General features: G+C 44.9%; 17 protein-coding genes and 1 pseudogene. 13 read left to right on the top strand and 5 right to left on the bottom strand.

Annotated elements, in window-relative coordinates; all coding sequences use genetic code 11:
* Positions 1 to 140 precede the first annotated feature (140 nt).
* Complete coding sequence (locus AC15IQ_RS13400) at positions 141 to 1,580, bottom strand: IS1182 family transposase (RefSeq protein ID WP_483177445.1); 1,440 nt, start codon at positions 1,578 to 1,580, stop codon at positions 141 to 143.
* Between the two features lie 258 nt (positions 1,581 to 1,838).
* On the opposite strand from AC15IQ_RS13400, the gene AC15IQ_RS13405 reads away from it, so the two are divergent.
* From AC15IQ_RS13405 to AC15IQ_RS13450, 10 genes are all read left to right on the top strand, one after another.
* On the top strand, positions 1,839 to 2,621 hold the full coding sequence (locus AC15IQ_RS13405; protein ID WP_483179697.1) for a hypothetical protein: 783 nt from the start codon (positions 1,839 to 1,841) through the stop codon (positions 2,619 to 2,621).
* A gap of 5 nt (positions 2,622 to 2,626) precedes the next feature.
* Positions 2,627 to 3,082, top strand: coding sequence for a hypothetical protein (locus AC15IQ_RS13410; RefSeq protein WP_483179699.1), 456 nt, complete (start codon positions 2,627 to 2,629; stop codon positions 3,080 to 3,082).
* Positions 3,083 to 3,282: 200 nt separating this feature from the next.
* Complete coding sequence (locus AC15IQ_RS13415) at positions 3,283 to 3,555, top strand: DUF5320 domain-containing protein (protein WP_483179701.1); 273 nt, start codon at positions 3,283 to 3,285, stop codon at positions 3,553 to 3,555.
* Between the two features lie 60 nt (positions 3,556 to 3,615).
* Positions 3,616 to 3,999, top strand: a complete 384-nt coding sequence (locus AC15IQ_RS13420; RefSeq protein WP_483179703.1) for a DUF134 domain-containing protein — start codon at positions 3,616 to 3,618, stop codon at positions 3,997 to 3,999.
* On the top strand, positions 3,999 to 4,367 hold the full coding sequence (locus AC15IQ_RS13425) for a NifB/NifX family molybdenum-iron cluster-binding protein (protein WP_483179705.1): 369 nt from the start codon (positions 3,999 to 4,001) through the stop codon (positions 4,365 to 4,367). The genes AC15IQ_RS13420 and AC15IQ_RS13425 overlap by 1 nt, the downstream gene beginning before the upstream one ends.
* A gap of 1 nt (position 4,368) precedes the next feature.
* Positions 4,369 to 5,229 carry a nucleotide-binding protein gene (locus AC15IQ_RS13430; RefSeq protein ID WP_483179707.1) on the top strand — a complete coding sequence of 287 codons (861 nt, stop codon included), beginning with the start codon at positions 4,369 to 4,371 and terminating at the stop codon, positions 5,227 to 5,229.
* Positions 5,207 to 6,082, top strand: coding sequence for an ATP-binding protein (locus AC15IQ_RS13435; protein ID WP_483179708.1), 876 nt, complete (start codon positions 5,207 to 5,209; stop codon positions 6,080 to 6,082). The genes AC15IQ_RS13430 and AC15IQ_RS13435 overlap by 23 nt, the downstream gene beginning before the upstream one ends.
* A 70-nt stretch (positions 6,083 to 6,152) precedes the next feature.
* Entirely contained in the window at positions 6,153 to 7,352 is a 1,200-nt protein-coding gene (locus AC15IQ_RS13440) for an iron-sulfur cluster carrier protein MrpORP (protein ID WP_483179710.1), read from the top strand.
* 143 nt (positions 7,353 to 7,495) lie between these two features.
* Positions 7,496 to 8,023, top strand: coding sequence for a gamma carbonic anhydrase family protein (locus AC15IQ_RS13445; RefSeq protein ID WP_483179712.1), 528 nt, complete (start codon positions 7,496 to 7,498; stop codon positions 8,021 to 8,023).
* Between the two features lie 42 nt (positions 8,024 to 8,065).
* Positions 8,066 to 8,755, top strand: coding sequence for a nucleotide-binding protein (locus tag AC15IQ_RS13450; protein WP_483179714.1), 690 nt, complete (start codon positions 8,066 to 8,068; stop codon positions 8,753 to 8,755).
* 263 nt (positions 8,756 to 9,018) lie between these two features.
* On the opposite strand, the pseudogene AC15IQ_RS13455 reads toward AC15IQ_RS13450, so the two are convergent.
* Positions 9,019 to 9,926: pseudogene (locus tag AC15IQ_RS13455) on the bottom strand (IS256 family transposase); the annotation flags it as partial.
* Positions 9,927 to 10,061: 135 nt separating this feature from the next.
* Here AC15IQ_RS13455 and AC15IQ_RS13460 point away from each other — a divergent pair.
* The 3 genes from AC15IQ_RS13460 (at position 10,062) to AC15IQ_RS13470 (ending at position 11,652) form a co-directional block, all read left to right on the top strand.
* Positions 10,062 to 10,517: a hypothetical protein gene (locus AC15IQ_RS13460; protein ID WP_483179715.1), complete on the top strand. Its 456-nt coding sequence runs from the start codon at positions 10,062 to 10,064 to the stop codon at positions 10,515 to 10,517.
* 99 nt (positions 10,518 to 10,616) lie between these two features.
* The gene (locus AC15IQ_RS13465) at positions 10,617 to 11,132 is read left to right on the top strand and encodes an IS1634 family transposase (RefSeq protein ID WP_483179717.1); all 516 of its coding nucleotides are present in this window, start codon (positions 10,617 to 10,619) and stop codon (positions 11,130 to 11,132) included.
* Positions 11,133 to 11,331: 199 nt separating this feature from the next.
* Positions 11,332 to 11,652: a hypothetical protein gene (locus AC15IQ_RS13470; protein WP_483179719.1), complete on the top strand. Its 321-nt coding sequence runs from the start codon at positions 11,332 to 11,334 to the stop codon at positions 11,650 to 11,652.
* A gap of 59 nt (positions 11,653 to 11,711) precedes the next feature.
* Here the strand turns inward: AC15IQ_RS13470 and AC15IQ_RS13475 are convergent, their stop codons facing one another.
* The 3 genes from AC15IQ_RS13475 to AC15IQ_RS13485 all read right to left on the bottom strand — a co-directional run bounded on the left by AC15IQ_RS13475 (position 11,712) and on the right by AC15IQ_RS13485 (position 14,231).
* Positions 11,712 to 12,119 (bottom strand): DUF4363 family protein, encoded by a 408-nt coding sequence (locus AC15IQ_RS13475; RefSeq protein ID WP_483179721.1) that lies wholly within the window; start codon positions 12,117 to 12,119, stop codon positions 11,712 to 11,714.
* A 26-nt stretch (positions 12,120 to 12,145) separates the two neighbouring features.
* Positions 12,146 to 12,820 carry a YetF domain-containing protein gene (locus AC15IQ_RS13480; RefSeq protein ID WP_483179722.1) on the bottom strand — a complete coding sequence of 225 codons (675 nt, stop codon included), beginning with the start codon at positions 12,818 to 12,820 and terminating at the stop codon, positions 12,146 to 12,148.
* Positions 12,821 to 12,962: 142 nt separating this feature from the next.
* Positions 12,963 to 14,231 (bottom strand): MFS transporter, encoded by a 1,269-nt coding sequence (locus AC15IQ_RS13485; protein WP_483179724.1) that lies wholly within the window; start codon positions 14,229 to 14,231, stop codon positions 12,963 to 12,965.
* Positions 14,232 to 14,341 lie beyond the last annotated feature (110 nt).

The raw sequence follows: 14,341 nt of genomic DNA on the forward strand, positions 1-14,341 counted from the left end.
GGACAAAGCGGACAAAAAGAGGGACAAAGGGACGGCAGACCGTGTGAGAACTTTCGATGAGATCCCAAAACTACGTGATAGGTTTTACTGGTCATTTAGTATTACTAGTGATATTTTGATAAAAAACAGGCTGGTGCAGTTTATGCTGAGGCCAGCCTTTTTACTATTTCTTCAACTCCCAGAATATTGATTACTCTTCGCATGTTGTAGGCCAACATATGTAACTTGTTTTCCGTATTTACAGACACTAATCCCCTGGTTAAAAAGTAACTATAACCCAAGCCCCTTTTTACGGTTCCATATGGGTGTTCTACGATCATTTGCCTTTGTACATACAGTTTTCGATTTTCCTTGGTCCGGCGGTCTATTTCATCCAGTAATGGCTGGGCTAGGTTGCGGCTAATTGTTCGGCCCTTCTGGGCTTTGGTGCATTGATCCTTTAAGGGGCAGCCCTTACAGGCCCGGTAGTTTTTGTAGGTTCGATATTTTACTCCGTTGACTTCTCTTATTCTGCCTGGATAGAGAATCTCTTTTGCGGGGCATAGGTAAACGTCTTGCTCTTGGTCATATTGGAATTTGTCAGCTTGAAAGTCGGTGTTGGCTATATTACCGGTAAATCTCTGCTTGGCTACATAGGTCTCTATGTGGTTTTTCTCGCATTCGATTAGATCATTGGTTGAGTAGTATCCTTTATCGGCCAATACTTTAATTTGGTCTACTTCCAATACTTCTTTGGCCTGCTTAGCCATATTGCTTAGCTGCCCTTGGTCAGCTGGATTGTTTATGACTTCACTGTCTACCACTAGCTTATGCTTTTGGTCTACCGCCGTTTGTACATTGTAGCTGACTTCTACTCCGTTATTATTAACAGCCATTAGCCGAGCATCTGGATCAGTGGTCGATACTTCTGTAGCCCCGGTTTGCTCCATATGCTGTTTCATGGCGGTATATTTACCTTTACGGCTTTCTAGTTCTTCTATGCGCCTCTGGATCTCTTCAGCACTGGGGATATGGATATCGGCTTCGTCCTGGTCGTTGCTATCTAATTCATTAAAGTAGCCGTTAATTTTTTCGTCAATATATTTTAAGTGTCTTTGTAACTTCTTTTGGTTGTAATTATTGCGCTTGGAATTGCTGGCTCGGAACTTGGAACCATCGATAGCTATGACCTCTTTGCCATACAAGTCCCAGTCTTTGCATAACAGGGTGAACTGTTTGAAGACTCCTTTTAGGGCTTTGGGGTTATCTTTCCTAAAATCAGCTATTGTCTTAAAGTCGGGTTTTAGCTTCCGTAATAACCATAACAACTCAAGATTCCGACCGGCTTCGGTCTCTAGCCTCCGAGATGATCTAACCCGATTTAGATAACCATACAAGTAGAGCTTTAACAAGTCCCTAGGATCATATGGAGGTCTACCAGTATTTTTCGGCTCCGCTTTTTGGAACCCGAGGTCCTTCATGTACAACGAATTAACGAATGCTTCAATTACCCTAACTGGATTATCAGTTGATATATAGTCATCGACCGCTTCAGGAAAAAGGGTGATCTGCATGCGGTCTTCGCCCTTAATGTAGGCCATTATTCCACCTCGCTATCACCCTATCATTCGACTTTTATATGTTTTTTTCCTTTTTCTGCGGACTAGTTTTCACACAGTCTGACGTCCCTCTGTCCCTCCAAGAACCGCCCCCTTTGTACTTTTACCTCAGTAATGTCTGAGCCCGGAGAAATCCGGGCTTATTAATTATCACATGACCTTCCAGAGAATATTTCAGCTAGCGATGCAACAAAATAATGGCAGTATCTTACTAATGCTTTTTCGTTAAGAAGGCTTGCCATGGATAATCCATCCAATCAAATAATCCGTCGTCCTAAAGTGAATATGACCTCATTCAGTTTAAATAGTTTTCACCTCAGAACACCCTGGGTTATTGCGTGGTGGTCATTAGCTTTTCCTGGATTCGGTCATTTAGCCTGCGGAAGCATGGCCAAGGGGATATTCGTATTTATTGGCGAGGCAATTATTAACCAAATGGCCCATATCAACCTCGCCATTATGTATAGCTTTACGGGTGAATTTGCTAAAGCCAAAGATGTGCTGGATACACAATGGCTGCTTTTGTACTGCGGAGTGCTGGTTTTCGCTATTTGGGATAGTTATCGTCTAGCAATTGAGTTTAATAAGTTATCGGTATTGGGTGACAGGGAATCTGCCCCCATTGTTCCTACAAAGATCGGCGCAGCTTCTAATGCTCTGGAGAAGAGGAACCCCCGGGTAGCGCTGGTTTGGTCTTTATTGATCCCAGGAATAGGCCAATTGTATACTGCGGAGACGATTAAAGCGATATTTCTGATGGTGGTTTCATCATCTGTGATAATAGCATCAAATGCCCTTCCTGCTATTGGTTACACTGTTATGGGCGATTTTCAACAGGGTAAAGCTGTGATTGATTGGCAACTTTTCATCAATATACCTTCATTTTATGGCTTTGCTGCCTGGGATGCATATGTTAACGCAATTGAAATCAATAAGCTGTTTGATATAGAACAGGCTCAGTATTTTCGCAACAATTTTCAGAATGCGGCCGCCAAAAGGCCACTGCCCAGGCTAGGAGGATAAAAGCATTGTTTATCGTAGCTTCGTTTGATTACTCACTGTATACTGAGTTAGCTGTCAGCGAGTTAGTGGAACAAGGCCTGAAAAATGAACAGATACTAGCCTTCCCTATGGAACTTAGAAGGGAGCCCCGGGAGATTTTTGATACTATTCATCATTCCGATGGTGTCAGTGTGACGGATGGAGGATTTATACTGGCTACAGTATTGATGACACTAGGTGTAATATTTGGCTTCGTATGGGAATGGGGTCCTATAATATGGGGCCTGCTAGGTCTGACAGTCGGGTTCTTGCTAGGCTGTCTGATAGATTACTTCTGGAGTAGGATCAAAAACAAGTCAAAAAATCGCCGTAAAGCGGTGACGGAATTGATTGTTATGGTTGATTGTCAGGAGGATCAAGCGGAGATGGTAAAAAAGACCTTGTGGGGTCATTTCGCTCATGGGATATCTATGATACCATAGCAATCCGTGCTCCAGTTGTTCTGGGACAAACACACTGTGAAACTTAAAAACCACCCAGGCCGACAAGAACGAATGGTTCTGTTTATTGTCGGCCACTTTTTTTTGCATTAGTGGCCTTATTATTATTGACATATGTCAGTAATAACTGCATAATACATTTATAAATGACATATGTCATGAACCCATGGAGGTGGTATGATATGCCAGGAAGAGATAGAACCGGACCTATAGGACTTGGAAGCAAAACTGGCCGGGGCTTAGGATTATGCACTAGGGCAAAATCAGCAGCGAGCGGCGGATTACGGCTGAGAAGAGGATGCGGATGCAGACCTGACTTGAGGTTAACAGGATCACGGCGCAGAACCAGTAGACACAATGCTTCAGCAGAGATACACAAAGAGCTGCTACACGAGCAAAAAGCATCTCTGCAGAGAAGACTAGAGGTAATTGATAGACATTTGGAACGATTATAGAGATGAGCGGAGTTATTCGGGGGACGCCCCGAATCACTCCGCGGCAACAGAGGTGATGGAATGCCAAGACCGCGAAAATGGAGAAAAGTATGCTGCCTGCCGCAGAGCAATCGCTTTGGACCTTTAGAAGGCCAGGCTAATGCGATGGAGTTCATTAATATGGGTGTCGATGAGTATGAAACTATCAGGCTTATCGACCTGGAAGGATTAACTCAGGAAGAGTGCGCCGGACAGATGAATGTTGCCCGCACCACCGTTCAGGGCATTTACAATGAAGCCCGAAAGAAACTGGCGGATTCCTTGGTGAATGGCAAGGTTCTGTTTATCGGAGGCGGGGAATACCGGTTATGTGATGGCTTAGGAGACGCTTGCGGACACGGCAATTGCCACCGACATCGTTTCGGCAGAGGATTGGTAAGTGACAATAGCAAGGAGGAAGGCTAATGAAAATCGCCGTACCTGTAGATGACAAATGTATGCCTGCCAAGGTTTGTATCTCCTTAGGACGGGCACCTTATTTCTTGATATATGATACTGAAGCCAAAGAAAGCCGCTTCATAGACAACCATGCCGCAGCAAGCCAGGGTGGGGCCGGCATAAAAGCGGCACAGATCGTCGCTGACAATAATGTTGGCGCTTTGCTCACCCCACGCTGTGGTGAGAATGCGGCAGAGGTTATCAAGGCTGCGAATATTAAGATTTATAAGACAAGCGGCGTTTCAGTCACGGATAATATTGATGCCTTCATTGATGGCAGGCTTGCAGTGCTAACTGAAATTCATTCCGGATTTCATGGTCGCGGGGGCGAATAACGTGAATATTGCTGTACTTAGTGGCAAAGGCGGCACCGGCAAAACCCTGTTGGCAGTCAATCTGGCTGCGGTGGCTGAATCATCTGTGTATATCGATTGCGATGTTGAAGAACCGAATGGCCACCTGTTTTTTAAGCCTATTCAAGTTCAGGCACAAAACATGGCCATTAAGGTCCCCGTCGTAGACGACCGCCTCTGCAACGGATGCCGCATTTGCGTGGACTTCTGTAAGTTTAACGCATTGGCCTACATTGGTGATAGACTGAAAATTTTCGAGCATATTTGTCATTCCTGTGGGGGGTGTCTTTTGCTCTGCCCTGAGTATGCCCTGACAGAAAAAGACAAATATATTGGAAAAATCTTAAGAGGTGTTTCCGAAAATGTAACTGTGCATACCGGGGTATTGAATATTGGAGAACCGTCCGGGACTCCAATTATTAAGAACATGATGGCTGATGGAGAACATGGGAGGGATGAGACTGTATTCATAGACTGCCCACCGGGCAGTGCTTGTATCGTGATGGAGAGTATTAAAGACGCTGATTATTGCATCCTGGTGGCGGAGCCAACCTTGTTTGGCGTCCATAATCTCGATATGGTGTGGGAATTGGTGAAGCTTTTTAACAAGCCACACGGGGTGATCCTAAATAAATGTCTGGAAGCGGATAACCCTGCCGAACAGTTCTGTTTCAAAAACAACATTTCCATACTGGGTAAAATCCCCTTCGATCAGGAACTGGGAAACCTTAATGGCAATGGTGTGGTAGCTGCCAGAGCAAATGAGGTATACCGCAGTTTATTCTCTTCCCTTTTGCAAAAGGTGATAAAGGAGGTGGAGCATGAAACAACTCTTGATACTTAGCGGAAAAGGGGGGACAGGCAAGACCACCTTAGCCAGCGCTTTTATCAAGTTGGCAAAGGCTAGTGCTTATGCCGACTGCGATGTGGATGCTCCTAATTTGCATCTAGTCATGCATCATGACGTAAGGCCGATAGAAAAGGATTACTACGGAATGCCTAAGGCAGTAATAGATAATGATTTATGCATCAGTTGTGATCTATGCAGACTGAATTGCCGATTTGAGGCTATTACCGTAGTTCCAGATTATCGGGTGGATCATTATGCCTGCGAGGGCTGCGGGGTGTGTGAGGTGACCTGCCCGACCAGGGCAGTATCGCTCCGGCCTGCAGTTTCCGGGAAATTGAGGCTTTTCCAGGACGAAGCGATGTTTTCTACCGCAAAACTGGAAATGGGAAGCGGCACCTCGGGGAAATTGGTCACGGAAGTGAAAAATCAATTGATTTCGACAGTTCCCGGAGCGGAATTGGTGGTAATAGATGGATCTCCAGGCATTGGTTGCCCAGTAATTGCGTCGATCAACGGTGTGGACCTGGTATTGATCGTTGCTGAACCTTCATTATCTGGACTCAAGGATATGGAACGTATTGTAAGAACTGCTCAGTCCTTTCCAACCAAAATCATAGCCTGTGTAAACAAATATGATACCAATTTAAAAATGATGGCAGCGATCGAATCTTTCTGCCAGAATGAAAACCTTCCCCTGGCTGGGCTGGTGCCGTTTGATAAGGATGCAGTAAAGGCTGTTAATAATGGGCTGACCATTGTGGATGTAGACTGCGTGGCAGGGCGTGCTGTTAGAATGGTTTACGACAAGACCATGAAAATGCTCTTTGCAGGCAGTGACCGATTATAATGATCATGTTCGAACCAACAATCTGTTTTTCCATAGTAAACTTGACTATTAATGTAAAGGAGTAGATCTGATGAGCGAAATTTGTGACCAGAGTTGCGGAAGCTGCGGTGAGGACTGTGCCGAGAGAAAAGAATCGAGAACCAATTTTTTAGAACAGCCCCACGAACTGAGCAGTATAAAAAAGGTTATCGGAGTAGTCAGCGGCAAAGGCGGGGTAGGCAAGTCATTAGTCACCTCCATGCTGGCGGCAAGCATAAACCGGAAGGGATATAATACCGCCATACTGGATGCTGATGTGACCGGTCCATCTATACCAAAGGCATTCGGAATAACGAGTAAAGCAGGTAGTAATGCGCTTGGCTTGTTGCCGACTAAAAGTAAAGCCGGGATCGAAATCATGTCCATCAATATGCTGTTGAATAACGAAACCGATCCTGTAGTATGGAGAGGGCCTATGCTGGCGGGAGCGGTCAAACAATTCTGGACCGATGTTATCTGGCATGATATCGACTTCATGTTTATCGATATGCCTCCAGGCACCAGCGATGTGCCTCTCACGGTATTCCAGTCCATAGCAGTCGATGGAATTATCATCGTTACTTCTCCCCAGGAGCTGGTTTCGATGATCGTGTCCAAAGCGGTCAAAATGGCCCAGATGATGAAAATCCCTATTATAGGTTTGGTGGAAAACATGTCATATTTCACCTGCCCTGATAATGGCAAAGATTATAAGATTTTTGGCGATAGCCACATCGACGAGATTGCCAGGCAGCACAATTTGAAAGTGCTAGCCAAGCTGCCAATTGATCCTGAAATTTCAGTTGCCTGCGACCGCGGTGATATTGAATTATACGACGCCAAATGGATTGAACCTGCGGCTAATGAGCTAACCAGACTGGGGGTAAGAAAGATGTTGAAAATCGCTGTTGCAAGTGAAAATGGCAAAGTAACGGAACACTTCGGCCATTGTGAGAGTTTTATGGTATTCGATACTGAGAACAACCAGATAATCAATTCTGAAACCATTGCCAACCCCGGACACCGGCCGGGATTTTTGCCCAACTTCCTATACGACAAAGGTGTCAACGTGATTATTTCCGGGGGAATGGGCAGTGGAGCTATAGATATTTTCAATGAGAAAGGGATACAGGTTATCGTAGGTGCGAGCGGCGATGCTCAAGCTGCGGTTACAGCGTATCTGCAAGGTGATTTGGTCTCCACCGGTTCAATATGCCAGCAACACCAGCATCATGGGGAATGCGGGCATTGATTCCCATTACCCGGAAAAATATCAAAAGTCCCTTGTAGAGCAATTTAAATAAGATGCGTTGTGAACGTATAATAAACTATCTAACTGCATGATTTTGTAAGAATGCAATTGATTAATTTTAGTGATACAGGCGGAGGTATTGAATGATTTATGCTTTTGATGGCAACACCCCCGAAATCGGGGAAGGTACTTATGTAAGTGAAACCGCGACCGTGATCGGAAATGTTAAAATAGGCGAGAGGTGTTATATCGGGCACGGGGCCATATTGCGCGGCGATTATGGTCGTATCGAGATCGGTTCGGAAACGGCGGTGGAAGAAGGGGTTATTATCCACGTTCCCCCGAATCTGATAAGCAGAATCGGAAACCGGGTTACATTTGGTCATGGTGCGATAGTCCATTCGGAAGAGATCGGTGATTGGGCTGTTATCGGCATGGGAGCCATAGTCAGTATCGGAACGCGTATAGGTATGGGAGCTATTGTGGCCGAAGGCGCGGTTGTTAAGATGAATCAGATGATCCCGGACAGGGTGATGGCAGCTGGCAACCCGGCCAGGGTCATAAGAGAAATTGGGGAAAAGGATCTTAAGTTTTGGACCTGGGGAAAACAACTCTATGTCGATCTGGCCGAAAAGTACTTGCGCATCGGGATGCAGAAAATATCCGATTAAAATCATAGTCCAATAATCATGTATTCGGGGGGAGCAGTGCCCATGAAATTGGTTGCGGTTTTATCCAATCATACGGGCTGTGGCATTACAACCATACTGGTTAATCTGGCTTACGGATTGACAAAACAAGGTTGTCGGATTTTGATAATGGATCTGGCAAGAGACGAAAAGCTTCCTAAATGGTTGAAAACTTACGCAGATGATCAGAAGACTAATAATCAAGCTTTGGACCGACACGGCAATGCCATATTCCATTCAAGGCTCGGTATCGATTTTATCAGTGGTGATATAGACTCTCTTGGGGAAGTGGCTTCTTCACAACTACAGGAGTACTCCGTATACGATTATATTTTTGCCAATTCCATATATTTGTTCGATAATCCGCTGTTTAGCCAGCGGGTGGATTATGTCATGGTATGTACCGATCTTAATCATGGCGATGAACTAGAGGAACTACAGGGTTTGGAAGAACATCTATCAGCATGGAGCGGGAAGTCTGATCTGATTAAGCTCTTAATCCCAAATAAAATCAACACCAAGGAATGGGAGCACAACAGTCAGTATTTATTCTCCATGGCAGATCGGTACGGCTTTGAAAAGATAGCAGATCCGATTCCACATTGTGAAAGAATACATGATTTGCCCCTGCAGGGGCATACCGTTTGGGACTTGAAACAAAAGAATCTACAGGAGGCGTTTAACCGGCTGGTTGAAACGGTGCAGCAGATTTGAGGAGCAAGTCGAGGGGAGCAGTTGTCAGAAGCTTCATCCGATAGTGGGGCGATGTCGCCTTAGGTTGTGAACATCCTTCAGTGTAAATGGAATAATCATCCTAAAATTTGACCATAATATTATTGCAGCATAAATCGGGCAACGCTGAGGAGCGACCTAACGCTCGCTGTGGCTTATACGGTGAGACGGCGGGCAATGAGTCTGCCGTTTTCACCACCGGTAAGCCCTGAGCGGGTAAACTCGGGAGTTTGAGGGCAGAGCCCTCAAACCGCCTTATCCACTAACCTGTCTGCAAAGAATATCATAATCTGGCTGTACGCCATTGCCCAGTCCCTTGAAACGCGGAACAGTCCATTTCGTGATTTCCTTAGTCGAAAGAAATACCACTTTCCGGATTGAGTCATCTGTGGGGAAGATGGATTTTGTCTTCGTAAATTTCCGCACCATCCTGGTGGCACGCTTCCACTGCATTTGTCGTATAAATCAAATGCCGGATTCAAAGTTCAGGATAATTGAAAAACGTGGATGAGTAGGTAGCCCAATTAGCATCCCAGGCCTAAAAATGGAGGAGTCTATCCCATTTTTCCCGGATTCTTCCTTGGCATACCATGCGTCGTCTAAATTTACTGCACCGTAGATTTTTTTTATGTCAGCGCAAAATGCTTTTTGGATCCTTATACTGCAAATTTAGTGGAATTGCGAATTGTGATGGACTATGCAAAGCTGTTGCTTTGTCCTTGGGAAAACATGGGGCATTTATGGCTTCGCCAAGTCCTCCATGGCCGGTTATGACAGGCGATAAAAATGTCTTGCACGCAATAATTTTTTCAGGTCGGAACAGATGGATGCGCAAAAAGCTTGATAGCCGGGCTCGCTGATCCAGATGCCCAGGATGTCTTTGGCCGCTCATAATGGCCAAGCACCGAGTAGACGCATTTGTTGATGATCTGACAGGATTGCGCTTTTGAATACGATCCCGTCAAATAGATGATCGGGTAACACGACTCCAGCGGCCGATTCTGCCCATGTTCACTTCCGGGGAGGATTTGGTTATCTTAGAAATCAAATGGCCCAGATATGCCACAAGCCCCGTAAAATCCGGTCAGATTAAGGCCAATGTCGCGCATCATTCCTTTGAATACATCGCCATGATTTTATGTTCGATTTCATCTAAGCTGAAAAGAATACCCGTGTAAATGCTGTAATATTAGTATTTATCGGGTATTTTTATATCCTCTACTGTATATCTAACGTATGTATGTTATAATATGGTTATACTATACTTGGTTCATACGAGGGTGCAGGCATGAGCAGTCTACAGGTATATAACAGCCGAGGGATCAAATATGTGAGAATCGTGGAGTCTTATCGGGATCCAGTTAATAAGAAGCCCAAGACCAGGGTACTTAAGGTATTAGGGCGTGCAGACGAATTGGAAGCGCAGGAGCCTGGAATTCTGAATCGTTTGCGCAGAGAATGCCGGGAGTCCAGGGCTTTCAACGAGAGTCTTAAACAAGAAGCAATATTTAAAGATATCCAGCATTACCTGGAAGGATCTGATAACGACGCTGCTAAAGGCTTTCCTATTCGTAATTACGGCGTTAAGGTATACGAGAGTATCTGGGATGAATTGAAACTTGATTACTTCTTCGATTATCGCCAGAAGCGTGATTCCAACCTTAAGTTCAAAGTCAAAGATACGACATCTATGCTCGTTTACTTCCGGTTGCTAAAACCGGCATCAAAGAAAAAGAGCTTTTGAACAAAAGGAGTTCTTTATCAACTCCAAGGAAATGAATTTAGAACAAATATACCGGAGTCTTTCTTTTCTTGCCAATGAAAAGAAATCTCTGAAAGGCACTTGAACAAGCAGCTATCACTTAAAATGACACGCAACCTTGGAGTTGCTTTCTACGATGTTACCACTTATTACTTTGAGTCAGTCAGAGCCGATGAACTTAAGAAGTTCGGTTATTCTAAAGACAACAAAGTAAATCAGGTCCAAGTCGTAATGGGGCTCTTAATTGACGATGAGGGCATCCCAATTAGCTATGAACTGTTCCCCGGAAATACCAATGATTTTAAGACGCTGGTGCCAGTTATGGAATACTTACGGGAAACCTATGGCATAAAGAAGATTATAATAACCGCTGATCGTGGGCTAAATTCTAAACAGAACCTGGCCTACCTCAGGTCAAAAGGTTTTGATTATGTCATGGCATACAAAATCCGATCTGCAAGTAAAGCAATTAAGAACCTAGTTCTTGGGGACGAGGGCTACACTGTGGAGAGCCCGCAATTTAAATGGAAGGTCTGCAATTTTCAGAACAGTGTTAAGATTAATGGCGAAAAGTCTTGCTCGATGACAATATGGTGATAACTTGGTCAGCTAAACGTGCTGAGAAAGACCGTAGAGACCGCGAACGATTGATAGAGAAGTCCCGGCGCCTTGTGGACTCCAAATCCAGTCTCAAAGCAGAAATGAAAAGGGTGGCAAAAAGTATGTGCAACTGGCCATTTTGATGACGATCACGTTTCATTCAACGAAAATCAGGTTGAAATGGATGCACAATTCGATGGATATTATGGAATTCAAAGCTCGGACAAAGCCTGTCAGCGGCGCAGGTGATAGGATCTATCAAGGCCTTTGGAAGATTGAGGAGAGCTTCAGGGTTATGAAAAGCAATTTAGAGGCCAGACCCATCTTTGTTTGGACAGAATCGAGTATTCGCGGCCATTTCGTAATGTGCTACCTGGCTTTGGTAATCCAGCGGTATCTAGAATACAAACTCAGAAAAGAAAACTTGAGTTGTCTACCGAAAAGATCCAAGATGCTCTTCGAAGTGCTAATCTTACTGTTATTGATGATGCAAAAAGCAACAGCTCATATTATCTAAAGAACCAATCAAATGAAGACTTTTCGGCAATCCTAAGTACTTTACAACTTCCTGAAATCTTACCGTATGGTAAACTGAAAGACATCCGCAAAGCTTAGATATACAATCCTACAATTAAAAAGGGGCAGGTGTTCGATCATTAGCTTGATTTCTGACAGTTGTCCCAAAGCTAGAGCGGTATTTTGGCATTCCACATATTCTTTAAATTTAGCCATGGAAAATTCAATATTATCCATCTCAGAATGCTCTATATATATCGGCCACCAACCGGATTGCTGCTCCCAAACCTGTTCTAGTCTATCGGTTTCCCCGGCCGCGACCGCCCAATCATTTTGACTTATTGCCCCGCTAACCAGTTCGATCTGCTCCAAGAGATGCTCGGAAGAAAGTTGCAGCTGCTGGTTGATGTACAGGCCACCTGAGATAATCAATGCCACTGTTACAATTATGCCTACCAATAATTTCATTTTCCGGTTCTCCTTGTTGCTGCCTGCTAACTGGATTTAAGCTGATAGTAAAACTTGCCTTTAGAATCGAGCATGGCGAATAATACCTGCCGGGGTGAATCAATTCCGGATTGGCGGAGCTCGTTTTCCAGCCAGTCCGAATCTATATTAGTCTTGGTCAGGTTCTGCTGCAGCACCTGGCCATCAATGATAAGGGTGGTGGGCAGTTGCTCCGCTTCAGGCTGAATATTTAGATCCTCTGGCCGCACCGCTCGTTTTTCTGATTTGAGGATAACGCTGATCTGGCCGCTGGTTTCCAAAATGGCATATTCGACGTCATCGATATCAGCTACGTCTTTCAGCCGCAACTGTTCCAAAAGGTCATTTATATTGTAGCGCGCCCTTCTGAGTTCGCTCTCCACAATTTTGGAATTCTGTATAAGGACGCTGGGCTTGCTGCTGATCAATTCACGAGCCCGGGCGCTCTTTAGTGACGCGAAGGAGAGTACCACTTCAGTAGCCACCAGTATAATGATCGGCACTATGCCGCTGTAGAGGGGAATTCCTGTATTCTGCATGGGTATGGCGGCCAGCTCTGAGATCATTATTATTACCACCAGTTCATAAGGCTGCAACTGTCCAATTTGCCTTTTACCCATAATGCGTAGTAACAGCATCACAACGAAATACAGAATTAAGGTACGGATGATGATCAGTATCAAGATGATTTCTCCTCATACAAAAAATATCCGTTTATTGTCCGGAGAGACGCAAAAAAAGGCACATTTTAGTGTGCCTTAGTCAGAGAGCTAATATTCTGCTGGGTCATCTCCTTATTATGACTCGGTCGCTAGGTCAATAAGGTCAAGCTTCGCCTTTTAGAGGACTTCTGCTCTCAGCATAGACATCTCTCATCAACCAGGCAGTGTAGCATACCGCCATGATGCCAACTATGCCGCTGATGATCAGACAATTCTGCACACCCGCATATTCTGCAATATTTCCTGCTATTAAACTGCCGATTGGAGTGACTCCCAGGAATACCAATGAAAACACGCTCATTACCCGACCCCGCATATGGTCGGCCGAATTGAGCTGAACCATGGAATTGACCAGGGCGGTAAAAAGTGTCATACAGAAACCCATTATCAGCAGGGTTATACAGACCAGTACATACTGATCTTCGAAACCGAGTACCAGGGTGAAAAATGATAGACCGAGCGCACCTCCCAGCAAATATTTAAGGCTTGGGCCGGCCTGACTGCGCACCGCAATGACGATCGCACCGGTAAACGAGCCTATGCCCATAGCGGTCATGAGCAAACCGTACCCGGCAGCGTTCTGTCCCAGGTCTTGCTGTGCCAATACCGGTATCAGTACATTTTGGTTCATCACAAAAGTGCTTATCAGAGCCAACAAAATGAGGGGCAGGCGGATCAGTTTTACCGAGCCTATATAACTCAGCCCCTGGCGTACATCTTGAAAGAGATCTGAAAACGAACCGGCTTTGTCCGCCACCCCCTCAGATCGAGTCTGTATCAGCCATAAGCCGGTGATAACCGCTAGATAACTTAACGCATTCAGATAAAAACAAATGGCTATACCAAAAATCCCAATTAAGAATCCGGCTAGCGCAGGTCCAACTATTCTGGCCAGATTAAAGATGCTTGAATTGAGTCCAATAGCATTCATTAAATCAGATTTTCCTACCAGCTCAATAAAAAAGGACTGCCGCGTCGGAATATCTAGCGTGTTGACCAATCCCAGCAGCGAGGCCAGTATCAAAATATGCCAGTACTGCACTACCTGGAAATAAGTCAAACTGCCCAGTATGGCCGCCAGAACCGCCAGGCTGGTTTGCGTGAAAATCAGCAGGTGGCGTTTGGGGAATCTGTCCACCAGGGTTCCGGCATAAAGCGATAACAGCATCAAGGGCAAAAACTGTACTGCGCTGACCAGACTGAGTTTAAGAGCTGAATGGGTAAGCTCCAGGACCAGCCAGGACTGACCAATAGTTTGCATCCAGGTTCCTATCAGAGATATGCATTGTCCAAAAAAGAAGAGCCGGTAATCACGGTGCCTGAGTGCCGGTAAACGAGAAAACATGTAATTGTGATCTGCGCTGGTTGTCATCTCATTATTACCGCCAGGTAAAATTCATAACCTGATTATAACCTTTTTCAGACCTGGTAATGGTCATAGAACTCACTCTTCTTTCGCATCAACAGCATTGATACACTGAG

This window comes from Syntrophomonas sp. DTU019 (assembly GCA_913757435.1).
Taxonomy (GTDB): Bacteria; Bacillota; Syntrophomonadia; order Syntrophomonadales; family Syntrophomonadaceae; genus DTU019.

What these genes read in the sequence shown, in the direction of transcription:
- AC15IQ_RS13400 (WP_483177445.1), bottom strand. Translation starts at nt 1,580, where the DNA reads ATGGCCTACATTAAGGGCGAAGACCGCATGCAGATCACCCTTTTTCCT.
- AC15IQ_RS13405 (WP_483179697.1), top strand. Translation starts at nt 1,839, where the DNA reads ATGGATAATCCATCCAATCAAATAATCCGTCGTCCTAAAGTGAATATG.
- AC15IQ_RS13415 (WP_483179701.1), top strand. Translation starts at nt 3,283, where the DNA reads ATGCCAGGAAGAGATAGAACCGGACCTATAGGACTTGGAAGCAAAACT.
- AC15IQ_RS13420 (WP_483179703.1), top strand. Translation starts at nt 3,616, where the DNA reads ATGCCAAGACCGCGAAAATGGAGAAAAGTATGCTGCCTGCCGCAGAGC.
- AC15IQ_RS13425 (WP_483179705.1), top strand. Translation starts at nt 3,999, where the DNA reads ATGAAAATCGCCGTACCTGTAGATGACAAATGTATGCCTGCCAAGGTT.
- AC15IQ_RS13435 (WP_483179708.1), top strand. Translation starts at nt 5,207, where the DNA reads ATGAAACAACTCTTGATACTTAGCGGAAAAGGGGGGACAGGCAAGACC.
- AC15IQ_RS13440 (WP_483179710.1), top strand. Translation starts at nt 6,153, where the DNA reads ATGAGCGAAATTTGTGACCAGAGTTGCGGAAGCTGCGGTGAGGACTGT.
- AC15IQ_RS13445 (WP_483179712.1), top strand. Translation starts at nt 7,496, where the DNA reads ATGATTTATGCTTTTGATGGCAACACCCCCGAAATCGGGGAAGGTACT.
- AC15IQ_RS13450 (WP_483179714.1), top strand. Translation starts at nt 8,066, where the DNA reads ATGAAATTGGTTGCGGTTTTATCCAATCATACGGGCTGTGGCATTACA.
- AC15IQ_RS13460 (WP_483179715.1), top strand. Translation starts at nt 10,062, where the DNA reads ATGAGCAGTCTACAGGTATATAACAGCCGAGGGATCAAATATGTGAGA.
- AC15IQ_RS13470 (WP_483179719.1), top strand. Translation starts at nt 11,332, where the DNA reads ATGGATATTATGGAATTCAAAGCTCGGACAAAGCCTGTCAGCGGCGCA.
- AC15IQ_RS13475 (WP_483179721.1), bottom strand. Translation starts at nt 12,119, where the DNA reads ATGAAATTATTGGTAGGCATAATTGTAACAGTGGCATTGATTATCTCA.
- AC15IQ_RS13485 (WP_483179724.1), bottom strand. Translation starts at nt 14,231, where the DNA reads ATGACAACCAGCGCAGATCACAATTACATGTTTTCTCGTTTACCGGCA.